This is a genomic window from Enterobacter cloacae complex sp. SHL009, assembly GCF_049237205.1.
GTDB classification, from domain to species: Bacteria; Pseudomonadota; Gammaproteobacteria; order Enterobacterales; family Enterobacteriaceae; genus Enterobacter; species Enterobacter cloacae_M.
Window position 1 is genome coordinate 277,052 of record NZ_JBMKIW010000005.1, and the last position, 22,962, is coordinate 300,013.

The following is a 22,962-nucleotide window of genomic DNA, read 5'->3' on the forward strand; positions in this document are numbered from 1 at the left end:
TACCTATATGGTCGTCACTGTTCTGGCAGAATAGTGTCACCCCCTGTCCAGGTGATGGAATAAATAAAACAGTTATTTATTAGGGGAATACAGTGAACCGCTACCTCTCTCTTTTACCGTTCGTTTTGTTAACGCTCACGGCGTGCGACCCGAAACCGAAGCAAGCCGCCCCCCTGCCCAGGATGGTAAAAGTGGCGGAGGTGACGGTTCCCGGTCACGCCCGGCAGCGCGTTTTTCCCGCCCGCATTGAATCGGGCGATGCCACAGACCTTTCCTTCAAGCGCGCCGGTCAAATTGAAGCGCTCGATGTGCGTCAGGGCGCAGCCATCAAGCAGGGGCAACAGCTTGCCAGACTGAACGCCCGTGAAGCCCAGCAGCGGGTTAACGACAGACAAACGGCGGCGACGCTGGCCCAGAGGCAGTTCGATCGCTTCCAGACGCTGGCGGGTCGTCAGGCGATTTCGAAAGCAGAAATGGACGTGCAGCGTGCGAACCGCGATTCGGCGAATGCGGCGCTACAGATTGCCCGGGAAGAGCTGAATCAGATGACGCTCGTCGCCCCCTTCAGCGGGACGGCGGCCAGCGTACATGTCCGAAACCATCAGGTGGTGTCTGCCGGTCAGCCCATTGCCACGTTAACCCGTACCGATCTGCTGGACGTGGTGTTCAGTATCCCTGAAAACCTGTTTAAGGCCTTTGATATCCGCAACGCGCAGTATCGCCCCGTGGTGAAAATTAACGCCATGCCGGATCGGGAATTTACCGCCGTCTACAAAGAGCATTCGGGCAGCAGCGACAGCAATACCCTGACCTGGCAGGTGATACTGACCATGCCGCGGCCAGATGATTTTCCCGCCGTCGGCGGCGTAAGCGGTACGGTGACCATCAATTTAACCAACCTCCCGGCGGGCGCGGACGCTCAGGCGCTGGTCGTACCGGTTGAGGCAGTCTTTAACCCGAACAACAGCCCGCGCAACGAGCCGCACGTCTGGGTCGTGACGGGCGAAGGCGACGCGCTCCATCTCGAAGACCGCAAGGTCAGCGTGGGGCAAGTGAGCACCGAAGGGGTGGTGATTACCAGCGGGCTTAAGGCAGGCGAACGCGTGGTGGCCGCGGGCGTTGGGGAGCTCCATGCTAACCAGCCGGTACGTATCTGGACGCGTGAACGGGGACTGTAATGGATATCTCTCGTCAATTTATTAATAACCCTGTTCGCGTCTGGCTAACGATCCTGCTGCTGGGCATCGGGGGTATTTTTGCCCTGTTGAATATCGGCAGGCTGGAAGATCCCGCCTTTACCATCAAAACCGCAGTGGTGGTCACCCACTACCCCGGCGCATCCGCTCAGCAGGTTGAAGAGGAGGTGACGCTTCCGCTGGAGAATGCCCTTCAGCAGCTGCCTTATCTGGACAACGTGAGCTCCATCTCTTCAAACGGTCTGTCGCAAATCACCGTTAACATCGCTTCTCGCTATCACTCGAACGAGCTGCCGCAGATTTGGGATGAACTGCGACGCCGCGTAGGCGATGCCTCGCGTCAGTTTCCGCCCGGCGTCGTCACGCCCTTTGTGAATGACGATTTCGGCGACGTGTTCGGCTTCTTCTTCGCCATTTCCGGAGATGAATTCAGTAATCCTGAACTGGTGAGATATGCGGAGCAGCTGCGCCGGGAGTTAATTCTGATACCCGGCGTCGCGAAGGTCGCCATCGGCGGGGCGATTAGCCAACAGGTCAACATCGATATCTCCCTGACCAAAATGGCCGCGCGCGGCATTACGCTGAACCAGCTTTCCGCCCTGCTCAACAGACTTAACGTCGTTTCCAGCGCAGGAGAAATCACCTCCGGCACCGAATCCATTCGCCTGCACCCGACCGGTGAGTTCGAGAATCTTGATGAACTGGCGGATATCATCATCACGCCTTCCGGCACCGGGGCGGCGACGCGTCTGCGGGATATCGCCACGCTGTCGCGCGGGCTGAACGAATCGCCGGCCAGTATCTACCATGCCAACGGCAAAAAAGCCGTCACCATGGGCGTCTCGTTTATTCCCGGCGTGAACGTTATCGACGTGGGCCACGCGCTGGAGGCGAAGCTAAGCCAGATGTCGGCGGAAAAACCGGCAGGCATACAGATAAATCTGTTTTACGATCAGGCAGCCGAAGTGGGCCACTCCGTTAACGGTTTTATTATTAACTTCCTGATGGCGCTGGCGATTGTCATCGGCGTGCTGCTGATCTTTATGGGCGTACGCAGCGGGATCATCATCGCGGTTTCTCTCGCCCTTAACGTGCTGGGCACGCTGCTGATTATGTATCTGTGTGGCATTGAGCTACAGCGCATCTCGCTCGGGGCGCTGATTATCGCCCTCAGCATGCTGGTGGATAACGCCATCGTGATTGTCGAAGGGGTGTTGATTGCCCGACAGCAGGGCTCGCCACTGCTGACCGCCGTGAACTACATCATCCGCCGCTCCGCCCTGCCGCTGCTGGGGGCGACGGTGATTGCCATACTGGCGTTTGCCCCTATCGGGCTGTCGCAGGATTCCACCGGGGAATATTGTAAATCCCTGTTCCAGGTGCTCCTGATTTCCCTGATGCTGAGCTGGTTCTCGGCGCTCACCCTCACCCCGGTGCTGATTAAGTGGTGGTTGTTTAAAAACGACAGCGCGCCCGATAAAACCGACGAGTCAGATCCTTACGACAAACGCCTCTACCGCGCCTACCAGCGCCTGCTTAACGCGCTGCTGCACCATAAGGCACCGACGCTCATTGTGATGGCTGCGCTGCTGGCAGCCTCTGTCTGGGGCTTCGGCGCCGTGCGGCAAAATTTTTTCCCGTCGTCTAATACGCCGATTTTCTTTGTCGACCTGTGGCTACCCTACGGTACCGATATCAAGTGGACTGAGAAAATGACCAGCGATATTGAAAAGACGATCAATGGCCAGCCGGGCGTGGAGACCACCGTCTCAACCATTGGTCAGGGAAGTATGCGCTTCATTCTGACCTACAGCGGACAGCGCCAGTACAGCAACTATGCGCAGATCATGGTGCGCATGGACGACCAGCGCAACATCTCCGCCCTGACGCGCCACGTTGACGAGTACATCGCGCGAAACTATCCGCAGGTCAACGCCAGTACCAAACGCGTCATGTTTGGCCCCTCCGGCGACAGCGCCATTGAGGTGCGCATTAAAGGCCCCGACCCTGACAGGCTGCGCCTGATTGCCAGCCAGGTGGACGACATCCTCACCCGCGACCCGGCCACGGGCAGCGTCAGGAACGACTGGCAAAACCGCAGCAAGGTGATCCGCCCACAGTACGTTGCCGCCCTGGGCCGTGAGCTTGGCGTAGATAAGCAGGACGTTGATAACGCGCTGGAGATGAACTTCTCCGGCAGCCGGGCGGGGCTGTACCGGGAAGGCAGCGACCTGCTCCCGGTCGTGGTGCGCCCGCCTGAGAGCGAACGGCTGGACGCCAATCACCTGAACAACGTGCTGGTGTGGAGCCAGACGCGGCAGCAGTATATCCCGCTGAGTAACGTCGTCAGCCGCTTCTCGCTGGAGTGGGAAGATCCGCTCATCCTTCGACGCGACCGCTCGAGGGTGCTGACGGTGCAGACGGACCCGGACCCGCTGAGCCAGCAAACCTCCGGGGACATTCTCGCCCGCGTGAAGCCGCAGATTGATGCCCTTAGCCTGCCACACGGCTACAGCATCGAGTGGGGGGGCGACGCGGAAAACTCCAGCGAAGCGCAGCAGGGGCTATTCACTACGCTACCTCTCGGGTATCTGGTGATGTTTGTTATCACCGTACTGATGTTCAGCTCGGTAAAAAATGCCGTCGCCATCTGGCTGACCGTGCCGCTGGCGTTGATTGGCGTCACGCCTGGATTCTTGATTACCGGTATCCCGTTCGGCTTTATGGCGCTGATTGGCCTGCTGAGCCTGAGCGGCATGCTCATCCGTAACGGCATCGTGCTGGTGGAAGAGATCGAACAGCAGAAAACGCAAAAGGACCAGCACGAGGCGATCGTGTACGCCGCCACCTCGCGCCTGCGCCCTATCCTGCTCACCGCTTTCACGACCGTACTGGGCCTGGCTCCGCTGCTGCTGGACGTTTTCTTCCAGAGCATGGCCGTTGTCATTATGTTTGGACTGGGATTTGCTACAATCCTGACGCTGCTGGTACTCCCCGTGATTTATGCGTGTTTCCATCGTAAGGACGAAGCCAAACAACAATGAATGCGACAGGGCTGAACATTATCAAAACGCTGGGCTGTATGACGGCGGTCACCTTCTTCACCATCTATAATACCTGGGATCATTATGATTATGACTATCACTGGATCCTGGGGTTTTTAACCTTTATCTCGACAATTGCCACGCCGCTGTTTTTTGTGGTTGCGGGCTATCTCGACGGACAATCCCGGCACGGCACCCGCTGGCAGCTGGGTAAAATTAAAAGCCTGGTGATTGTTTTTCTGTTCTGGATAACGATCTACTACCTGTGGGAGCCCTATCAGCGCGGCTATTTAATCCAGCCCTGGTTCGTGTTTGCGTTTGTGGTGATTTACACCTTCCACCCGGCGGTGGAGTGGCTCAGCCAGCGGCGAGCGCTGTTCTGCGGCGCGATTGCCGCCCTGCTGCTCTTTTCCTACGGATACGATCTGCTATCGGCGCTTTATCCTGAAACGCATGTCCTTTCTCTTTCACCACAGTATCGGCTGTGGACGTGGCTGCTGTTTTATCTGACGGGGCAACTCTTCTGCGACCCGAAAGTCGCCGAGTGGATTAGCCGCAAAAATGTGGTCAGGGCGGCGGTTGTCGCCATCCCGTTTATCTACCTCTTCACCTGGTTTTACGAGCGCCACTTCTTCTTCGCGCTGTTCAAGGCGGACAGAAACGCCTTTATTCTCACCGGCTCTCAAATTTACATTTTGATCATCGCGCTGGTGATTGCGGCAAACGGCGTGCGCTTTCGCCGCAATGCTGAATTTAAAGAGTCCATTCTGGCCGCCATCAGCAAAACGATGACCGGCGTGTACATTGTGCATTACTCGGTGTTTCATCTGCTGACGGCGCTCATACCGGTGACCTCTCTCGGTATGAAGCTGGCGCTGATTGTGCTTACGTTCGTCACCTCTGTTCTCTTCTCCATGCTGGTATTGTCTAACGCCGTGGCAAAAAAGGTGATCACCCTTTAAAAGCCTAAGCGCAGCCAGGCAAAAAGCACGTTGCCGTTGTTATAGGTTCCAGGAATATAGGTGAACTGGACGGTAACGCGCTTGTAGCCGGCAGAGAACAGCGGGAAAATGAACGGTAGCGGTACATAGTTTGCAAAATCATCTCGCGCCGTGATTCCCGCTGCAGCACCGAGCCCAAGGCGGAAATCTTTGGCATTATCCAGATACCAGCCCTTCTCCCAGCCATAGCCCATCGCGGGCTGCCATTCGTTGTGCGAGTCCTTGAACATCATCGCGAAAAGCGCGCTCCAGTTGCCCTCTTCGTTATAGCGGGAAACGCCCAGGCCACCGCCCCACGGCATTTCGTTGTACTTATCGGTTTTTTCTTTGTCGTACATAAAGCGAGCGTGCCAGCTCAGAAACGGCAGGTACAGATCGTAACGTTGAGGCTGCTCCCAGGTTTGCGAAATATCGTCCGTCAGCGCGTTCCACCAGCCGCTGATACGCTGTTCACCATAGACGTTGGGCTCCGCATGAAGCGGTGCGACGAATAAAAACAGAATCATCCAGAATGCCGAAAAGGTGCGTTGCATCGTTATTCCCTCAGCTTAACTCACGCGCGGTCACTATTACTGTAAACCATTCAGCCTGTAACGGAGCCAGAAGACACAATTATCTCGCTGCAGGCGAAGATGAAATTTATTTATTCAGCACCTTCAGGAAAGATAAAAACGTTTTCTCGGGCGTTTTGTCGCGGTAGTCTCATAGGTTCCGTTTATATAACGGCGCAATGTGAGTGACCTTTTCTTATACCAATAATTAAAAATTAGTACGGACAGGACAACTATGGACTCCACCCTCATCTCCGATCGTCCCAACGAGGAGACCCCTTCGCTCAATCGTGCCCGCCGCGCCGCACTCGGCAGCTTCGCGGGTGCCGTCGTCGACTGGTATGATTTTCTGCTTTACGGCATTACCGCCGCGCTGGTGTTTAACCGCGAATTCTTCCCCCAGGTCAGCCCTGCGATGGGCACGCTCGCCGCGTTTGCCACCTTCGGCGTTGGCTTTCTGTTTCGCCCGCTGGGGGGTGTGATCTTCGGCCACTTCGGCGACCGTCTCGGCCGCAAGCGCATGCTGATGCTCACCGTCTGGATGATGGGGATCGCCACCGCGCTTATCGGTATTCTCCCCTCGTTTGCCTCTATCGGCTGGTGGGCACCGGTACTGCTGGTCACCCTGCGCGCCATCCAGGGCTTCGCCGTAGGCGGCGAATGGGGCGGTGCGGCGCTGCTGTCCGTTGAGAGCGCGCCGAAGCACAGAAAAGCGTTTTACAGCAGCGGCGTACAGGTCGGGTACGGCGTAGGCCTTCTGCTTTCCACCGGGCTGGTATCGCTAATCAGCCAGCTTACTACCGACGAGCAGTTCCTGAGCTGGGGCTGGCGCATTCCGTTCATCTTCAGCATCGTGCTGGTCATCGCTGCGCTGTGGATCCGTAACGGGATGGAGGAGTCGGCTGAGTTTGAAAAACAACAGCTGGAAAAACCGCTCGCCAAAAAGCGTCTGCCTGTGATGGAAGCGCTGGTTCAGCACCCTGGCGCTTTTCTGAAAATTATCGCCCTGCGCCTGTGCGAGCTGCTGACGATGTATATCGTCACCGCGTTTGCCCTGAACTACTCGACGCAGAATCTCGGTCTGCCGCGCGAGCTGTTCCTGAATATCGGCCTGCTGGTCGGCGGGATCAGCTGCCTGACAATCCCCTGCTTCGCGTGGCTGGCGGACAGGTTTGGCCGCCGTCGCGTTTACATCACCGGGGCGCTGATTGGCACCCTCAGCGCCTGGCCATTCTTTATGGCGCTGGAGGCGCAGTCGATCTTCTGGATTGTCTTCTTCGCCATCATGCTCGCCAACATCGCTCACGACATGGTGGTGTGCGTGCAGCAGCCGATGTTCACCGAGCTGTTTGGCGCAAGCTACCGCTACAGCGGCGCGGGAGTGGGCTACCAGGTGGCAAGCGTGGTCGGCGGCGGATTTACGCCGTTTATTGCCGCCGCGCTGGTGACCTTCTCCGGCGGCAACTGGCACAGCGTGGCGATTTATCTGCTCGCCGGCTGCCTGCTGTCGGCGGCAACGGCGCTGCTGATGAAAGAGACGAGCCACCGCTGATCTCCCTTTTGTTTCACAGGCGTGTGACATACTATCGGGTAGAGTCGCACACCTGTGGAACAAGGAGACAGAGATGAATAATAAGGGCTCCAGCCTGACCCCGGCTCAGGCGCTGGAAAAACTCGACGCGCTGTATGAACAGTCCGTCAACGCGCTGCGCGGCGCCATCAGCGAATATATCGAAACAGGGAAACTTCCCGACCAAAAGGCCAGAACCGAGGGCCTTTTTGTTTATCCATCGCTCTCTGTGACCTGGGACGGCAGCGCCAGCAGTAATCCCAAAACCCGCGCCTACGCGCGCTTTACCCACTCCGGCTGCTACAGCACCACCGTCACCCGCCCTGCGCTGTTCCGCCCGTATCTTGAAGAACAACTCACGCTGCTGTACCAGGATTACGGCGCGCACATTGCCGTTGAGCCCTCCCAGCATGAGATCCCCTATCCCTACGTGATTGACGGTTCGGCGTTAACTCTTGACCGCTCCATGAGCGCGGGGCTGACCCGCCACTTCCCGACCACCGAGCTTTCACAGATTGGCGATGAGACGGCCGACGGGATTTATCATCCGGCAGAATTTTCTCCCCTGTCGCATTTTGATGCCCGCCGGGTCGATTTCTCCCTGGCGCGCCTGCGCCACTACACCGGTACGCCAGTCGAACATTTCCAGCCGTTCGTGCTCTTTACCAACTACACCCGTTACGTCGATGAGTTTGTCCGCTGGGGCTGCAGCCAGATCCTCGACCCGGAAAGCCCGTATATCGCGCTGTCCTGCGCGGGCGGGATCTGGATCACCGCTGAAACCGAAGCCCCCGAGCAGGCGATCTCCGACCTGGCGTGGAAAAAGCACCAGATGCCCGCCTGGCACCTGATCACCGCAGACGGTCAGGGCATCACCCTGATTAACATCGGCGTTGGCCCGTCAAATGCCAAGACCATCTGCGACCATCTGGCGGTACTGCGCCCGGACGTGTGGCTGATGATTGGCCACTGCGGCGGCCTGCGCGAAAGCCAGCTGATTGGCGACTACGTGCTGGCCCACGCCTATCTGCGCGATGACCACGTGCTTGATGCGGTGCTGCCGCCGGATATCCCAATCCCGAGCATCGCCGAAGTACAGCGCGCGCTGTATGACGCGACCAAAGAGGTCAGCGGCATGCCGGGTGAAGAGGTTAAACAGCGCCTGCGCACCGGTACGGTCGTCACAACGGATGACCGCAACTGGGAGCTGCGCTACTCCGCCTCCGCGCTGCGGTTCAACCTGAGCCGCGCGGTGGCGATCGATATGGAGAGCGCCACCATCGCCGCGCAGGGGTATCGCTTCCGCGTCCCTTACGGCACGCTGCTGTGCGTCTCCGATAAGCCGCTGCACGGCGAAATTAAGCTGCCGGGCCAGGCCAACCGTTTCTACGAAGGGGCTATCTCAGAGCACCTGCAGATTGGTATTCGTGCGATTGATTTACTTCGCGCGGAGGGCGACAAGCTGCATTCGCGCAAGCTGCGCACCTTCAACGAGCCGCCGTTCCGCTAATAACGATAAGGAAAAACAATGTCCAGCACATCACCGCTCTCTGCCCTGCGCCACTGGCTTAAAGCCAGTCAACTCGACGGGATGATCGTCCCGCGCGCGGATGCCTGGCAGAGCGAATACTGCGCGCCCTACGACGAAAAGCTGGCCTGGCTGACGGGCTTTGACGGTTCGGCCGGCGTGGCGCTAGTGTTGAAAAACAAAGCGCTGCTGTTCGTCGACGGGCGCTATCAGGTTCAGGCACGCGTTCAGGTCAATACGGATGAGGTTGAGATCCACCATCTGCACAACGAGCCGCTGGCAGAATGGCTGGCAGAAAACGTTGAGGCAGGAACGCGCATCGGTTTTGACGCGCTGCTGATGACCAATTCAGAGTTTGAGCAGCTGTCAGCCACGTCGTGCGAGCTGGTGCCTCTGAAGGCCTCGCCGTTTGACACCTTGTGGACCGATCGCCCTGCCGCACCGGCGGGGCTTATCCGTGAGATGCCGGTTGAACACAGCGGTGAACGCAGCGCGGACAAACGTCAGCGCGTCGCCGCCGTGCTGGCAGAACACAATGCTGATTTCCTCGCCGTGACGCTGCCGGATAACATCGCCTGGCTGCTAAACGTGCGTGGATCAGATATCCCCTTTAGCCCGGTTCCTCTTTCCTTCGCGCTGCTCAGCCGTGATGGTAGCGTTGAGTGGTTTGTTAACGACAATAAGCTCAGCGCACTGCCTGACGGTGTGCGCAGTGCGTTCGCCGTTGCCCCGCAGGATACCTTTATTGAACGCTGCCAGCAGATTGCTGAAGGCAAACGGGTGATGATTGATGCCGATTCCGCGCCGGTGGCCCTGCGCTTCGCCGTTGAGCCACGGGGAGAAATTGTCTGGCGGACTGACCCCATCACCCTGATGAAAGCGACTAAAAATCCGGTCGAGCTGGCAGGCTATCGCGAGTGCCATCACCAGGACGGGGCCGCGTGGGTCAACTTCCTCGCCTGGCTGAGCCGTGAAGTGCCGCGGCGCGAGGCGGCAGGAAAACCGCTCACCGAGCTGGACGCGCAGGCGCAGCAGCTTGCGTTCCGTCAACAGCAGCCCGGGTTCATCGAGCAGAGTTTTGCAACCATCTCCGCCTCTTCGAGCAATGCGGCGATGTGCCACTATCACTCGAGCGAGGCCAGCAATAAGCCCATCGGCCATGACCATTTTTACCTGAACGATTCCGGCGGCCAGTATGTTAACGGCACCACTGACGCCACGCGCACGCTGGCGTGGGGGAAAGTCGATCCGCAGCAGCGCCTGCACTACACCGCCGTGCTGAGAGGCTTTCTGTCGCTCATTACTCTGCAGTTCCCTTCCGGGACTCAGGGGCATCAGCTGGATGCGTTTGCGCGTCGCCCGCTGTGGGAGATGGGGCTGGATTACGATCACGGTACGGGACACGGCGTGGGGCACCAGCTGCTGATCCACGAGAACCCGCATCGCATCGCCAAAAAGGTCAATTCGTGGCCGCTGGTGGCGGGCAATATCATGACTATCGAGCCGGGCTACTATCTGGGCGACAGCCACGGTATTCGTATTGAAAACCAGGTTGAGATTGTGGAGAGCCGTCCGGGGTTCTGCAAATTTGCCTCGCTGACGCTGATCCCGATCGACTTAAGTCAGGTTGAGCTGCATCTGCTGAGCGAGCAGGAAAAGCAGTGGCTGGATGCGTATCACCGGCAGGTACGCGAGGTGCTTTCACCTCTGGTGAATAGCGATGCGCGTCCGTGGCTGGTGGAAGCGACAGCGCCGATTGGTGTGTAATTTCGTGCGGTCTGGTGCCCTCACCCCAACCCTCTCCCACGGGAGAGGGTGCACACACTAAAAACGGCAACAAGGTTGCCGTTTTGCATTTCCCTTGCGCAGAAAAGCAAAAAGCCTGCTTTAAAAGCAGGCTTTTTAAATTTGGCTCCTCTGACTGGACTCGAACCAGTGACATACGGATTAACAGTCCGCCGTTCTACCGACTGAACTACAGAGGAATCGTGTGAACGGGGCGCATATTATCGATGCTCCCCCATGATGTCAAAGGCAGAATGCATATTTCCGATCGTTTGCCGAATTATTCTCCACTTCGCGCAATTGTCAGGCATTCTTTCGCGGATATTTCCACAGCCAGCGCCCGCTAACCATCCGCCAGTAGAACAGCGCGCCCCGCACGGCCCAGTCGAGGAACATCCCCAGCCAGACGCCGACCACCCCCCATCCGAGCATCACCCCGAGCGTATACCCCGCGACAACGCGACATCCCCACATGCCGAGCATCGATACCCACATCGCAAAGCGGGCATCGCGCGCTCCTTTCAGCCCGGCGGGCAATACCCATGAGGCCGCCCAGATGGGCATAAAGGCCGCGTTGAGCCAGATGAGGATCTTAACAACCTCTTTAACGTCGTCTTCGTGGGTATAGAACGAGGCCATCAGCCCGGCAAACGGCGCGGTTCCCCAGGCGATCAGCGTCAGCCCAATGGTCGACAGCCAGAACACGTGCCGCAGCTGCCGCTCCGCCTGGCCTATCTGCCCTTTCCCGAGCCGCTTACCCGTAATAATGGTCGATGCCGAACCCAACGCGTTACCCGGCAGGTTAATCAGCGAGGCAATAGAGAAGGCTATAAAGTTACCGGCGATAACGTCGGTGCCCATCCCGGCGACAAACATCTGCGTGAGCAGCTTCCCGCCGTTGAATAACACCGATTCAATGCTGGCGGGAATGCCGATCCCCATCACTTCCCAGATAATGGCGAAATTAAAGGGGCGGAAATAGCTTTTCAGCGTCAGACGCAGCGAGGGGGTAATCCCCGCCATCAGTACCCCGATGATGGCTGCCGCACCGATATAGCGTGAAATTGTTAATCCCAGTCCGGCACCGACGAACCCCAGCCCCTCCCACGAGAACACGCCATAGATAAGCACGCTGCTGATAATGATATTCAGGATATTCATCCCGCCGTTGATCAGCAGCGGAATTTTGGTGTTGCCCGCCCCGCGCAGCGCGCCGCTGCCAATCAGCGCAATGGCCGCCGCCGGATAGCTTAAGACAGTCATTTCCAGGTAGGTCAGCGCCAGGTCTTTAACCTCGTTCGTGGCCTCCCCGGCGACAAAATCGATAATCTCTTTACCGAAATAGTGGATCACCGCCGCCAGAACGATCGAAAAAATGGTCATGATCATCAGCGACTGGCGGGCCGCCTCGCGTGCACGTTTGGGATCAAGCTTGCCGAGGCTAAAGGCCACCACCACCGTCGTCCCCAGGTCTATGGCGGCAAAGAACGAGATCACCACCATGTTAAAGCTGTCCGCTAGCCCAACCCCAGCCATCGCCTCTTTTCCCAGCCAGCTCACCAGGAAGGTGCTCAAAACCCCCATCAGCAGAACGCAGGTATTTTCCAGGAAGATAGGCACGGCAAGAGGGGTGATTTCACGCCAGAACAGGACACGATAGCTTTTACGTTTTGCATACCATGGCGTGCGAGTTATCGCCTGGCGTAAGGAGGCAGTGACGTTCAAAATGGACCTTAGCGAGAAAAGTTGAAACTCCATTTCAAATGATGGGGGACAAATGCTAATCCTGCAAAGTATTTTCCAGAAAAAGATGTGTGGATTTACAACAAACTGACGACAGAATCAGCAATCAGTCGATTTTCCCTAAGATCAGGTTTGACAAAACTTTTTTCGCCGCTAAGATAAGCCTCCACAACGATTCCTCTGTAGTTCAGTCGGTAGAACGGCGGACTGTTAATCCGTATGTCACTGGTTCGAGTCCAGTCAGAGGAGCCAAATTTAAAAAGCCTGCTTTTAAAGCAGGCTTTTTGCTTTGCGGATGAGGGAAAATGAACGCTCTGTTTGTCTACGGCACGCTGCGCCCGGGCCACTCTAATGCGCATATTCTTGAAAACATCGGCGGCGAATGGCTGGCCGGTTCCGTATCCGGCACGTTTTACGAACGCGGCTGGGGCGCCGCGGCGGACTTCCCGGGAATTGTGCTCCACCCTGACGGCCCCCGCGTCGAAGGCTATCTGTTTATCTCGGATAACCTTGCCGCAAACTGGCAAATGCTGGACGAATTTGAAGACGGCTACGATCGGGTTGAGGTCACGGTGACCACTCTTGAAGGCAAGCAGGTTCAGGCCTGGATTTATCAGCTACAGCCGCGTTCTGAATCATAAAAAAAGGCTCTCTGTCATCAGAGAGCCTTTTTCACTATTCGCTGCGATTACTCGCTTTTTGCTTCGCCGTTTTTGATTTCGCCCATCACTTTCAGCTTTTTAGAGATGTCACGACGCTCTTTGGACAGCTCAGCATTTTTGATGATGTAGTCATCAACGCGGTCTTCATAGTCGCTCTTCATGCTGGCGATGATGCCCTGAATAGCTTCAACGCTCATACCTGGCTTGATGTAGTCGCTCAGGTTGTCGAGCAGCAGAACACGTTTCTGGTTGTCACGGATCTTCTTCTCAACGTCCTGGATTTCACGCTGCAGCTTGTTTTTGCGGCGGAACAGGCGGACGAATTCCAGAACATCCTGGAACGAAGGCTTGGTAGTTTCCATTTTTACACCCCTGATAATGTGAGATTCGGATTCGTTAAGGCAACCGTTGTAACAATAACCTTACTGACAGCGGCTGCGAATGACAATGAGTATATCGTTTAAAGCTATCATAACCCCAATTGCTGCTGAATCGAAGCAGCAGGCGTCACATAAGCCTTTTATTTGCGCAGCGCCCGGCAAATAAGGTGCGATAACAGCTCAAGCTGCCGCGCCAGTTCCATGCTCAGCCAGACGTAGCCATGAATAGGCGTTTCCGCCACGTTATCGCTCTGGCGTTCATTGATTAACTGCTTCAGCTCCGCGACGATCTCATTCAGCCGCTCGCTGTTGGCCAGTATCGGCTGCGGGTTCCCTTCATAGAGCGCATGGGCAATGGTCAACAGCGTTTGCTGCGTCATCTGCTGGGTCTCTTTGAGAGTCTGTGCATTAAGCATCAACAGATGACTGGGACGCGAGGCCCAGTGCGCGTTGATCTGCAGTTCAAGCATGCAGACCAGGTTGCGGCTTACCGTCTGGATGGCTTCGAAAATCGATTTCTGAATATGGGTTTCTTTGCTGGCAGGCGTGATCAGGCCGCGCATTTTGACCACATCGTTGAGGATCGTTTGCAGATGCTTTTCCAGCCGGGGACGTTCGACCAGATTCGGGGAAAAACCGGCCTGATAGACGCGGTTAAAGGCGGTGACGTAGTTCGCCATCTGAATACGCCAGTGCAGAAAAGCCCGCTGCGGCCAGATACCGGTGAAGAGCATGGCCAGCAGTGACCCCAGGATGACATCCCCGCTTCGCCACAGCGCCGTGGTCATATCCCCGGCGGGCGCACCGACAACCACCGCGAGAGTAATCCCAATCAGCAAGGCCTGATACGGTCTTTTGCCCAACGCCAGCCAGCCGCACAGGAACATGGCGGCACCGCACCATGCCAGCATCACCGGAAACGAGATAAGCTCCAGCTTAAGGGCAATAAGCCCAAGGGCCGAGCCTAAAACCGTCCCGCCAATTCGCTCGAAGGCGCGCGGAACAACGTTCCCCCAAAACGAGATGGGCCCCATTACCACTACCAGGGTGATCAGCGGCCACGTCCCTTCCGGAACATCCAGCAAACGGACCAGTACAAACGTCAATACAAACGCCAGCGCGATGCGACATCCGTGCACCACGCGGTAATGTTTGTACAACCGAATTTCAAAAGGGGTTAATGATTTGTCGGGACGCACACCCGCTCTCCAGCTACACGGCAAATCACAATTGTACTGTGTTTTCAGCCGGGCGGATCGCTCCCGGCTGAAAAACCCTTCATTTAGCAGGCTTAAGCCGTTTTATGCTCTACCGCGATATACATTTCGATATCCCAGTAGCCGTCTGCATTGCCGTCATTAAGATAGCGCTCGAAGCAGGGTTTGAGCGCCATCTGGTACTTATTGTCCTGCAGCAGGGAATTAAAGAACTGATACCACGGCGTGGCGAAGTCGTAGTTTTCCACGCGCGCCGTCGCCACGGCATAATCCCCGGCCGCGATTTCCGTCATCATGACGCCCTCGCTGTTTTCCGGAATAACGAAATCGTCCGGCACCGTAACGGCCGTATCGCAGCGCAGTTTTTCTGCCGGGACCTCATCGGGGTTATCGTAATAGACCGCAACCCACTCCAGCGGCTCAATGTGGCGCCCGTCCACCCACATCACCAGCTGTTCAAAGCCCTGTTTTACCGTTTGTTCCCACGGTCCGACCAAATGAAAACCGGCAATCTTACGTTTATGTTGCTGCTTGATGCTGTAGTCCATGCTGCCTCCATTTATTACTGTATATTTATACACTATAAGGCTGGATTACTATTATCGGCAAACGAGGAGTGTTTATTATGTGAGCAGACTCGCAACCCTGCCAGTCTGCCCATCAGCGGTTAAAGCGTGTGGTGGAGATAATCGCTCATGCGAGAGAACAGTCCACCTTTATCAACGGCTTCCAGCGTCACCAGCGGCCAGTGCGCCACCACCTTGTCACGGTCATAGAGCTGGATCTCCCCGACCCGCTGATGCGCAGCAATCGGCGCTTCCAGCTCTTTTTTATCCAGCACGTATTTGGCTTTGATGTTCGGCACTTCCGCTTTCGGCAGGGCCAGCCAGAAGTCCTGGTCGGTACCCAGTTTTACCTGCTCCTTATCGCCGTACCAGATACGCTCTGTCCCCACTTTTTTACCGTTGTGCAGGATTTGCACCGTATCGAAGTTCTGCTGCCCCCAGTGCAGCAGTTTCCGGGCCTGGTCCTCACGCCCCTTCGGGCTGTCCGCCCCCATCACCACCGCGATTAAACGACGCTCCCCGTCAACGGCGGAGGCAATCAGGTTAAAGCCCGCTCCCGAGGTGTGCCCCGTTTTAAGCCCGTCCACGTTCATGGTTTTATCCCACAGCAGGCCGTTACGGTTTTGCTGGGTGATCCCGTTCCAGGTCAGGCTCTTTTCGCTGTACATATGGTAAAACTCAGGCTCGCCGTGAATGATGGCCCGGGAAAGTACGGCCAGGTCATAGGCCGAGCTGTGCTGGCCCGGCGCGTCCAGCCCGTGGACGGTTTCAAAGTGCGTATCGCGCAGGTTCAGCTTCTGCACGTAGTCGTTCATCATCTTCACAAACTGCGGCTGACCGCCCGCCACGTGATCGGCCAGCGCCACGCAGGCGTCATTGCCGGAATCGACGATCAGACCGCGGCTTAAATCACGCACCGAGACGCGATCGCCCTCTTTCAGGAACATCAGCGACGAGCCGTCAAAAACCGGGTTGCCTTTTGCCCACGCGTCACGCCCGACGGTGACAATGTCGTCCGGCGTAATGCGATGGCTATCAATGGCCCGATCAACCACATACCCCGTCATCAGCTTGGTCAGGCTCGCCGGATTGCGTTGTTGATGTTCGTTGCCCGCCGTTAAGATCTGACCAGTCGTGTAGTCCATCAGCACCCAGGAGCCAGCCTGAATGGCCGGAGGCTGCGGCGAAAAATCCAGTGGTTCGGCCGCAAAAGCAGATGAGACACTCGAAGCGAGTAAAGAAACAGCAATAAACAGACGGCGTTTCAACGGTATATCCTCAGGTCATTAAAAATCGATGACCTTTTTACGGGAGTTCTGATGTCGTTACCTGGCTTAATTGCAAAAAAATGTGACAGAACGCAGATTTTTCTCTGAAGCTGGCGCGCAAATTTGCGTCACGGCGGTGCTTTTTATTCGGTCTGAACCGCACGATCGTTTACCATAGTGACGTCATTTTTTAACAGGATGGTATTACTGGTGTCTGACTCTGCCGCTCGCCCGACTTTTTTATTTCATGACTACGAAACCTTTGGCACGCACCCGGCGCTGGACCGACCGGCGCAGTTTGCCGCCATTCGTACCGACGACGAATTCAACATTATTGGCGAGCCTGAGGTCTTTTACTGCAAACCGGCTGATGACTACCTGCCGCAGCCCGGGGCGGTCATGGTCACCGGGATCACTCCTCAGGAAGCGCGCGAGAAAGGCGTTAACGAGGCAGAATTCGCCCGACGCATCCACGATCTGTTTACCGTCCCCAATACCTGCGTGGTCGGTTACAACAACATCCGCTTCGATGACGAAGTGACGCGCAACGTTTTTTATCGCAACTTCTACGATCCCTATGCCTGGAGCTGGCAGAACCGCAATTCACGCTGGGATTTGCTCGACATCATGCGCGCCTGTTATGCCCTGCGTCCTGAGGGCATTAACTGGCCTGAAAATGAGGAAGGGCTGACCAGCTTCCGGCTGGAACACCTGACGCGCGCCAACGGCATCGATCACAGCAATGCCCACGACGCGATGGCGGACGTCTATGCCACCATTGCCATGGCGAAGCTGGTGAAAAACGCGCAGCCCCGGCTGTTTGAGTATCTGCTGAGCCACCGCAGCAAGCAGAAGCTCATGACCCTTATCGACGTGCCGCAGATGAAACCCCTGGTGCATATTTCCGGCATGTTTGGCGCCTGGCGCGGTAATACCAGCTGGGTTGCCCCGCTGGCCTGGCATCCGGACAACCGTAATGCGGTCATCATGGTGGATTTAGCCGGCGATATTTCGCCGCTGCTGGAGCTCGACAGCGACAGCCTGCGCGAACGGCTTTACACCCCGAAAAATGAGCTCGGCGATCTGCCTGCGGTGCCGGTCAAACTGGTGCATATCAATAAATGTCCGGTACTGGCGCAGGCGAATACGCTGCGCCCGGAAGATGCGGACAGACTGGGCATTAACCGTCAGCACTGCCTTGATAACCTGAAAGTGCTGCGCGAAAACCCGCAGGTGCGCGAGAAAGTGGTTGCTATCTTTGCCGAGGCGGAGCCGTTCGTGCCGTCTGAAAACGTGGATGCCCAGCTCTACAACGGCTTCTTCAGCGATGCCGACCGCGCGGCGATGAATATCGTTCTGCAAACCGAGCCGCGTAACTTACCGGCGCTGGATATTACTTTCGCCGATAAACGCATCGAAAAGCTGATGTTTAACTACCGCGCGCGTAACTTCCCCGGCACGCTGGACGAGGCAGAGCAGGATCGCTGGCTGCAGCATCGTCGCAATGTCTTTACCCAGGAGTTTCTTAACAGCTATGCCCAGGAGCTGGAAATGCTTTATGGCCAGTATGAAGGGAATGCTGAGAAACAGGCGCTGTTGAAATCCCTGTTCCAGTACGCTCAAGAGATTGTCTGAGCGAGGGGTATAAAAAAAGCCGGAGGCGATGTCTCCGGCTTTTTTGCCCGCTGGCAAAGGCCTACGGGTGTGTCGTTTTGTAGGCCGGGCAAGCGCTAGCGCCACCCGGCGAGTCATTACGCGACGTCTTCGTACTGTGGAACCGGGTTACGGAAGCTCTTCGTGACGCAGGCCAGGTAAATCAGGCCGATACCCGCCCAAATCAGGCCAAGCACCATCGAGCTCTCTTCCAGGTTAACCCACAGCGCGCCCACGGTCAGGGCACCGCACATCGGCAGGAACAGATACTGGAAGTGATCTTTCAGCGTCTTGTTACGCTTTTCACGGATCCAGAACTGAGAGATAACCGACAGGTTAACAAAGGTGAACGCCACCAGCGCACCGAAGTTAATCAGCGCCGTTGCCATCACCAGGTCAAAGTTAATCGCCAGCAGCGCAATGGCACCGACCAGGATGATGTTCATCGCCGGGGTTCGCCAGGTTGGATGAACGTAGCCGAAGAAGCTTTTCGGGAATACGCCATCGCGGCCCATCACGTACATCAGACGCGCAACGCCTGCATGCGCGGCCATACCGGACGCCAGTACGGTAATAGTGGAGAAGATCAGCGCGCCAACCTGGAACGCTTTACCCGCCACATAGAGCATGATTTCCGGCTGAGACGCATCCGGATCCTTGAAGCGGGAGATATCCGGGAAGTACAGCTGCAGGAAATAGGTCGAGAAAATAAAGATCAGACCGCCAATCAGCGCTGTCAGGAAGATTGCACGAGGGATCACGCGCTCTGCATCTTTCGTTTCTTCAGACAGGTTGCTGATGCCGTCAAAACCGGTAAAGGAGAAGCACAGAATGGTTGCCCCGGTAATCATCGGGATCACATGGGCATCACCAGACCAGAACGGTTTGCTGCTCGCCAGAGTGCCGGCACCTTCACCGTGGAACACACCGTAAATCACCATGCCAAGAATAACGGCAATCAGGACAACCTGAAGCACAACGATCACGGAGTTAAAGTTGGCAACGGACTTAATGCTGCGCAGGTTAAAGGCAGTCATAAAGGCCACCAGCGCCACGACGAACATCCAGGATGGAATCGACGGCACCAGCGCTTCAAAATAAATTTTTGCCAGCAGAATGTTGATCATCGGCGCGAACAGATAGTCGAGCAGCGAAGACCAGCCCACCATAAAGCCAACTGTCGGGCTGATGGATTTCTGGGCATAGGTGTAGGCGGAACCGGCAGACGGATAGCGACGCACCAGTTTACCGTAGCTCAGCGCGGTAAAGAGGATCGCAATCAGCGCGAAGCCATAAGCCGTCGGCACATGACCGTCTGTGAGGCCTGATACGATACCGAATGTATCGAACAGCGTCATCGGTTGCATATAGGCAAGGCCCATCATAACAACCGGAATCAACGTAAGCGTTTTACGTAATTCCACGCGAGAGGTGTTTGGAGTTGCGTTATGCGACATAGTTATTCTCCTTTACGGTGATAACCGCCACGTAAGCGAAAAATTGCCCCATTTCTTTCTTCCTCAGCGACAACAACTGTCGGATTTTAGTAAATATCTATCCGGTACGAAGCCCGGCCTCTTGGTTTTTAGTTTCGTTTCGTACATGCAAAAAAAAATAACCGACGCCTTTTATATCGTCGATTATTCATTTGGTTGCAGCGGCCGCATTTTGCCCCACATCGGATACAAAAGGCAATACTTTGCAAAGCATGGGACAATTTTCTTTTTACTAACTGGCTGATTTCTGGACGCCGGGCTGAGAGTAAACGGCGGCGATAGCACTATTTGCTAAAATCTCGTCTCGCCACCAGGCGCTTGCAAGCCCGGCAGTTTGTTCATTCCAGCCTACCCACACCGATTCATTATTGCTTTGAGCAAGTACCTGTTTTTCAACAAGCGCGCCGCTGTCAATAAACCGCTGCGCCAGATAGCGAGGTAAATAGCCGCAGCCCAGGCCGCTTATTTGCAGTTCCAGCTTGGTTTTAAAGTCGAAAACGGTAATGGCTTCCTGCTCATCAAGCAGCTGCGAGGAGACCGAGCATTCCGGACGAGAGCTGTCCCCGACCACGATTGCGCGGTAGCCTTTAATCACGCGACGGTTAAGCGGCTCGGGTTCCTGAGCCAGCGGGTGATGGGGCGCCACGGCAAATACCTGCTCCAGCACGCCCAGCCGGGCAAAACCAAAATCACTCAGCTGGGGAGGCTCATGGAGTGCACCGACGAAAATGTCCGCCCTGCCCTGCGTTAAGGCATCCCAGGAGCCACCCAGCACACCGTTGATAAAGATAAGCCGGGTCACGCTGTGGTGTTGATAGAAGGCTTCAATCAGCGGCGTCAGGAGTGAAAACGGAAAGGTATCATCCACGCCAATAACCAACTCGTTTTCCCAACCCTGATGGAGTTTTACGGCCTGTTTTTCGAGCTCACGAACGGTATGGAGGACTTCACGGCCTTTTTCCAGCAGCATCTGTCCGGTACGGGTGAAACGTGCGCGGTGTCCGGAGCGATCGAGGATCTGGATATTGAGATCGCTTTCCAGTTTTTGAACGGTATAGCTCAGCGCAGATGGGGTTTTGTAGAGCTTTGCTGACGCAGCGGCAAAGCTCCCCTCTTTTTCCAGAGCATCCAGAATAATAAGAACATCCAGCAGCGGTTTCATGCTCGCCCCCTTCTGGTGCGCGATCGTCTCCGCTGCGGGTCTTATTCCATGGGCATCACCAGCGGATCGGGATACTGATACTCAAACCCCAGCTCATGACAAATGCGATTGCCATCAACAATTTTGCCTTTACTGTCATCCTTTGCCTCACCGAAAACCGGCGCCGCCAGGCCCAGCTGACGTGCCATCAGCGGGTAAAACGTGCTGCGCGCCGGATGAGAAGGTGCACATATATTATAGATGTGTCCACCTTTCGGAGCCTGTAAGAGTAGCTCAATCGCGCCTACAACATCGTCAAGATGTACAAGATTGACGACATGCTGGCCGTCTGGCGCAGACTTACCGGCAAAAAAGCGTCCCGGATGGCGGCCTGGACCCACCAGCCCCGCCAGACGTACAATATCGACCTGCGTGCCGGGAAGATTATGCAGCCAGTCTTCCAGCTCTTTCAGAACCTGACCGCTCGCCGTCACTGGACGGCGCTCGGAACTCTCTTTCACCACGCCCTCAACTTCGCCATACACCGACGTCGAGCTGGTAAAAATGATACGCGGAACATGGTGCGCCAGCGCGCTGTCGACGATCTCCTGCATCGCCTGCAGATAAAACGACTCGCCCGGGCCACTGCGCCGCGCGGGGAGCGTGATCACCAGCGCATCGACGTTCATCAGGGTGTCCAGATCGTCAGCATCACACACCAGCTCCGGTTCAAGGCGCAGCTCAACGCCGTCAATACCGCACATGCGCGCTGCCTCTACCCCATCCGCCGTGGTTTTGCTCCCGGTCACCTGCCAGCCTTTCGCGGCTAATGACATCGCCAGCGGCATTCCCAGCCATCCTAAACCGACAATCGCGACCTTTTTCATGCGAATTCTCCTGACTCTCACTCGTCTTTTATAAGGCTACGCCAGCCCGGCAGAACACACAATTCATAGCATCAATATGAAATGAATTAATGATCAAAAAAAGCCCTTGCAATATGTCGTACAACTGGTTTAGGTTAAAAGACATCAAATGAATAAGCATTCATCGAGAATTTATATGACACGCGTTCAATTTAAACACCACCATCATCACCATCATCCTGACTAGTCTTTCAGGCGATGTGTGCTGGAAGACGTTTGGATCTTCCAGTGGTGCATGAACGCATGAAAAAGCCCCCGGAAGATCTTCTTCCGGGGGCTTTTTTTTGGACCGAATTCAGACAGGTTAAAACAGGTTAACGAGGAATAAAGAATGTTAGATAACTCACGTTTACGCATAGCTATTCAAAAATCAGGCCGTTTGAGCGACGATTCACGCGAACTGCTGGCCCGCTGCGGGATTAAAATTAACCTGCACACCCAGCGCCTGATTGCTCTGGCTGAAAACATGCCCATCGACATTCTGCGCGTGCGTGATGACGATATTCCAGGCCTGGTCATGGATGGCGTCGTTGACCTCGGCATTATCGGGGAAAACGTGCTGGAAGAAGAGCTGCTGACCCGCCGCGCGCAGGGCGAAGATCCGCGTTACTTCACACTGCGTCGTCTGGACTTCGGCGGCTGCCGCCTGTCCCTGGCTACGCCGGTTGACGAAGCGTGGGACGGCCCGGCCGCGCTGAACGGCAAACGTATTGCCACCTCTTACCCTCACCTGTTAAAGCGTTATCTCGACCAGAAAGGCGTGCAGTTTAAATCCTGCCTGCTGAACGGCTCCGTTGAAGTGGCGCCGCGTGCGGGTCTGGCGGACGCCATCTGTGACCTCGTCTCTACCGGGGCGACGCTGGAAGCGAATGGTCTGCGCGAAGTGGAAGTGATCTACCGCTCTAAAGCGTGCCTGATTCAGCGTGACGGCGAGATGGCCGACGCCAAACAGCAGCTGATCGACAAATTGCTGACCCGTATTCAGGGCGTGATTCAGGCGCGTGAGTCTAAATACATCATGATGCACGCCCCAACCGAGCGTCTGGATGAAGTGATTGCCCTCCTGCCGGGCGCCGAGCGCCCAACCATCCTGCCGCTGGCGGGCGATCAGCAGCGCGTGGCGATGCACATGGTGAGCAGCGAAACCCTGTTCTGGGAAACCATGGAAAAACTGAAAGCGCTGGGCGCAAGCTCCATCCTGGTGCTGCCTATTGAGAAGATGATGGAGTAATGGC

20 protein-coding genes, 2 tRNA genes and 1 other annotated feature are annotated in these 22,962 nt (G+C 56.2%); of the genes, 11 read left to right on the forward strand and 11 right to left on the reverse strand.

Annotated elements, in window-relative coordinates; genetic code table 11:
* Nucleotides 1-92 precede the first annotated feature (92 nt).
* The 3 genes from ACOTZC_RS14315 to ACOTZC_RS14325 are packed head-to-tail and all read left to right on the forward strand — an operon-like array spanning nucleotide 93 to nucleotide 5,202.
* Entirely contained in the window at nucleotides 93-1,178 is a 1,086-nt protein-coding gene (locus ACOTZC_RS14315) for an efflux RND transporter periplasmic adaptor subunit (RefSeq protein ID WP_047173638.1), read from the forward strand.
* Nucleotides 1,178-4,240 (forward strand): efflux RND transporter permease subunit, encoded by a 3,063-nt coding sequence (locus tag ACOTZC_RS14320; RefSeq protein ID WP_045403114.1) that lies wholly within the window; start codon nucleotides 1,178-1,180, stop codon nucleotides 4,238-4,240. The genes ACOTZC_RS14315 and ACOTZC_RS14320 overlap by 1 nt, the downstream gene beginning before the upstream one ends.
* Nucleotides 4,237-5,202, forward strand: a complete 966-nt coding sequence (locus ACOTZC_RS14325; protein ID WP_045403111.1) for an acyltransferase — start codon at nucleotides 4,237-4,239, stop codon at nucleotides 5,200-5,202. Before ACOTZC_RS14320 ends, ACOTZC_RS14325 begins: the two co-directional genes overlap by 4 nt.
* Here ACOTZC_RS14325 and pagP read toward each other — a convergent pair.
* Nucleotides 5,199-5,774, reverse strand: coding sequence for a lipid IV(A) palmitoyltransferase PagP (gene pagP / locus ACOTZC_RS14330; protein WP_045403108.1), 576 nt, complete (start codon nucleotides 5,772-5,774; stop codon nucleotides 5,199-5,201). The two genes, ACOTZC_RS14325 and pagP, sit on opposite strands and share 4 nt — an antisense overlap.
* Before the next feature lie 253 nt (nucleotides 5,775-6,027).
* Between pagP and shiA the strand changes: the two genes are divergently transcribed.
* The 3 genes from shiA to ACOTZC_RS14345 all read left to right on the forward strand — a co-directional run bounded on the left by shiA (nucleotide 6,028) and on the right by ACOTZC_RS14345 (nucleotide 10,657).
* Nucleotides 6,028-7,344, forward strand: coding sequence for a shikimate transporter (gene shiA / locus ACOTZC_RS14335; RefSeq protein ID WP_045403105.1), 1,317 nt, complete (start codon nucleotides 6,028-6,030; stop codon nucleotides 7,342-7,344).
* A 73-nt stretch (nucleotides 7,345-7,417) separates the two neighbouring features.
* The gene (locus ACOTZC_RS14340; protein WP_023312354.1) at nucleotides 7,418-8,872 is read left to right on the forward strand and encodes an AMP nucleosidase; all 1,455 of its coding nucleotides are present in this window, start codon (nucleotides 7,418-7,420) and stop codon (nucleotides 8,870-8,872) included.
* Nucleotides 8,873-8,890: 18 nt separating this feature from the next.
* Nucleotides 8,891-10,657 (forward strand): aminopeptidase P family protein, encoded by a 1,767-nt coding sequence (locus ACOTZC_RS14345; protein ID WP_047173636.1) that lies wholly within the window; start codon nucleotides 8,891-8,893, stop codon nucleotides 10,655-10,657.
* A 142-nt stretch (nucleotides 10,658-10,799) separates the two neighbouring features.
* Here ACOTZC_RS14345 and ACOTZC_RS14350 read toward each other — a convergent pair.
* Both ACOTZC_RS14350 and emmdR read right to left on the reverse strand, forming a co-directional pair.
* Nucleotides 10,800-10,875 (reverse strand) — tRNA-Asn (locus ACOTZC_RS14350).
* 103 nt (nucleotides 10,876-10,978) lie between these two features.
* Nucleotides 10,979-12,433 (reverse strand): multidrug efflux MATE transporter EmmdR, encoded by a 1,455-nt coding sequence (gene emmdR / locus ACOTZC_RS14355; protein WP_123244567.1) that lies wholly within the window; start codon nucleotides 12,431-12,433, stop codon nucleotides 10,979-10,981.
* A gap of 161 nt (nucleotides 12,434-12,594) precedes the next feature.
* On the opposite strand from emmdR, the gene ACOTZC_RS14360 reads away from it, so the two are divergent.
* Nucleotides 12,595-12,670 (forward strand) — tRNA-Asn (locus ACOTZC_RS14360).
* Between the two features lie 53 nt (nucleotides 12,671-12,723).
* The gene (locus ACOTZC_RS14365) at nucleotides 12,724-13,059 is read left to right on the forward strand and encodes a gamma-glutamylcyclotransferase family protein (RefSeq protein WP_045356739.1); all 336 of its coding nucleotides are present in this window, start codon (nucleotides 12,724-12,726) and stop codon (nucleotides 13,057-13,059) included.
* Between the two features lie 47 nt (nucleotides 13,060-13,106).
* Here ACOTZC_RS14365 and ACOTZC_RS14370 read toward each other — a convergent pair whose 3' ends face one another.
* From ACOTZC_RS14370 to dacD, 4 genes are all read right to left on the reverse strand, one after another.
* A complete protein-coding gene (locus ACOTZC_RS14370) occupies nucleotides 13,107-13,442 on the reverse strand; it encodes a DUF496 family protein (protein ID WP_008499467.1) in 336 nt (111 codons plus the stop codon).
* 158 nt (nucleotides 13,443-13,600) lie between these two features.
* Nucleotides 13,601-14,659: an FUSC family protein gene (locus ACOTZC_RS14375; RefSeq protein ID WP_023312358.1), complete on the reverse strand. Its 1,059-nt coding sequence runs from the start codon at nucleotides 14,657-14,659 to the stop codon at nucleotides 13,601-13,603.
* A gap of 92 nt (nucleotides 14,660-14,751) precedes the next feature.
* A complete protein-coding gene (gene sbmC, locus ACOTZC_RS14380) occupies nucleotides 14,752-15,225 on the reverse strand; it encodes a DNA gyrase inhibitor SbmC (RefSeq protein WP_023312359.1) in 474 nt (157 codons plus the stop codon).
* A gap of 119 nt (nucleotides 15,226-15,344) precedes the next feature.
* On the reverse strand, nucleotides 15,345-16,511 hold the full coding sequence (gene dacD, locus ACOTZC_RS14385) for a serine-type D-Ala-D-Ala carboxypeptidase DacD (protein ID WP_023312360.1): 1,167 nt from the start codon (nucleotides 16,509-16,511) through the stop codon (nucleotides 15,345-15,347).
* Between the two features lie 198 nt (nucleotides 16,512-16,709).
* On the opposite strand from dacD, the gene sbcB reads away from it, so the two are divergent.
* A complete protein-coding gene (gene sbcB, locus ACOTZC_RS14390; RefSeq protein ID WP_421635844.1) occupies nucleotides 16,710-18,146 on the forward strand; it encodes an exodeoxyribonuclease I in 1,437 nt (478 codons plus the stop codon).
* Nucleotides 18,147-18,262: 116 nt separating this feature from the next.
* Here sbcB and plaP read toward each other — a convergent pair whose 3' ends face one another.
* From plaP to ACOTZC_RS14410, 4 genes are all read right to left on the reverse strand, one after another.
* A complete protein-coding gene (gene plaP, locus ACOTZC_RS14395) occupies nucleotides 18,263-19,621 on the reverse strand; it encodes a putrescine/proton symporter PlaP (RefSeq protein ID WP_023312362.1) in 1,359 nt (452 codons plus the stop codon).
* Complete coding sequence (gene yoeI, locus ACOTZC_RS14400) at nucleotides 19,611-19,673, reverse strand: membrane protein YoeI (RefSeq protein ID WP_099458931.1); 63 nt, start codon at nucleotides 19,671-19,673, stop codon at nucleotides 19,611-19,613. Before yoeI ends, plaP begins: the two co-directional genes overlap by 11 nt.
* A gap of 219 nt (nucleotides 19,674-19,892) precedes the next feature.
* Nucleotides 19,893-20,822, reverse strand: a complete 930-nt coding sequence (locus ACOTZC_RS14405; RefSeq protein ID WP_049121742.1) for a LysR substrate-binding domain-containing protein — start codon at nucleotides 20,820-20,822, stop codon at nucleotides 19,893-19,895.
* 41 nt (nucleotides 20,823-20,863) lie between these two features.
* Nucleotides 20,864-21,688, reverse strand: coding sequence for an SDR family oxidoreductase (locus ACOTZC_RS14410; RefSeq protein WP_023312364.1), 825 nt, complete (start codon nucleotides 21,686-21,688; stop codon nucleotides 20,864-20,866).
* Between the two features lie 175 nt (nucleotides 21,689-21,863).
* Between ACOTZC_RS14410 and hisL the strand changes: the two genes are divergently transcribed.
* Together hisL and hisG are read left to right on the forward strand one after the other, a co-directional pair.
* Nucleotides 21,864-21,914: a his operon leader peptide gene (gene hisL, locus ACOTZC_RS14415; RefSeq protein WP_001364200.1), complete on the forward strand. Its 51-nt coding sequence runs from the start codon at nucleotides 21,864-21,866 to the stop codon at nucleotides 21,912-21,914.
* Nucleotides 21,890-22,013 (forward strand) — a sequence feature (His leader region). Its footprint overlaps the gene before it by 25 nt.
* A gap of 45 nt (nucleotides 22,014-22,058) precedes the next feature.
* Nucleotides 22,059-22,958 carry an ATP phosphoribosyltransferase gene (gene hisG / locus ACOTZC_RS14420; RefSeq protein WP_000886595.1) on the forward strand — a complete coding sequence of 300 codons (900 nt, stop codon included), beginning with the start codon at nucleotides 22,059-22,061 and terminating at the stop codon, nucleotides 22,956-22,958.
* The last annotated feature ends 4 nt before the right edge of the window (nucleotides 22,959-22,962 follow it).

Bases quoted from the DNA above. Each gene is read 5' to 3' on its own strand.
- ACOTZC_RS14340 (WP_023312354.1), top strand. From the start codon at position 7,418: ATGAATAATAAGGGCTCCAGCCTGACCCCGGCTCAGGCGCTGGAAAAA.
- ACOTZC_RS14405 (WP_049121742.1), bottom strand. From the start codon at position 20,822: ATGAAACCGCTGCTGGATGTTCTTATTATTCTGGATGCTCTGGAAAAA.
- plaP (WP_023312362.1), bottom strand. From the start codon at position 19,621: ATGTCGCATAACGCAACTCCAAACACCTCTCGCGTGGAATTACGTAAA.
- ACOTZC_RS14365 (WP_045356739.1), top strand. From the start codon at position 12,724: ATGAACGCTCTGTTTGTCTACGGCACGCTGCGCCCGGGCCACTCTAAT.
- sbmC (WP_023312359.1), bottom strand. From the start codon at position 15,225: ATGGACTACAGCATCAAGCAGCAACATAAACGTAAGATTGCCGGTTTT.
- ACOTZC_RS14370 (WP_008499467.1), bottom strand. From the start codon at position 13,442: ATGGAAACTACCAAGCCTTCGTTCCAGGATGTTCTGGAATTCGTCCGC.
- ACOTZC_RS14345 (WP_047173636.1), top strand. From the start codon at position 8,891: ATGTCCAGCACATCACCGCTCTCTGCCCTGCGCCACTGGCTTAAAGCC.
- pagP (WP_045403108.1), bottom strand. From the start codon at position 5,774: ATGCAACGCACCTTTTCGGCATTCTGGATGATTCTGTTTTTATTCGTC.
- ACOTZC_RS14320 (WP_045403114.1), top strand. From the start codon at position 1,178: ATGGATATCTCTCGTCAATTTATTAATAACCCTGTTCGCGTCTGGCTA.
- hisG (WP_000886595.1), top strand. From the start codon at position 22,059: ATGTTAGATAACTCACGTTTACGCATAGCTATTCAAAAATCAGGCCGT.
- shiA (WP_045403105.1), top strand. From the start codon at position 6,028: ATGGACTCCACCCTCATCTCCGATCGTCCCAACGAGGAGACCCCTTCG.
- ACOTZC_RS14410 (WP_023312364.1), bottom strand. From the start codon at position 21,688: ATGAAAAAGGTCGCGATTGTCGGTTTAGGATGGCTGGGAATGCCGCTG.
- sbcB (WP_421635844.1), top strand. From the start codon at position 16,710: ATGGTATTACTGGTGTCTGACTCTGCCGCTCGCCCGACTTTTTTATTT.
- ACOTZC_RS14325 (WP_045403111.1), top strand. From the start codon at position 4,237: ATGAATGCGACAGGGCTGAACATTATCAAAACGCTGGGCTGTATGACG.
- emmdR (WP_123244567.1), bottom strand. From the start codon at position 12,433: ATGGAGTTTCAACTTTTCTCGCTAAGGTCCATTTTGAACGTCACTGCC.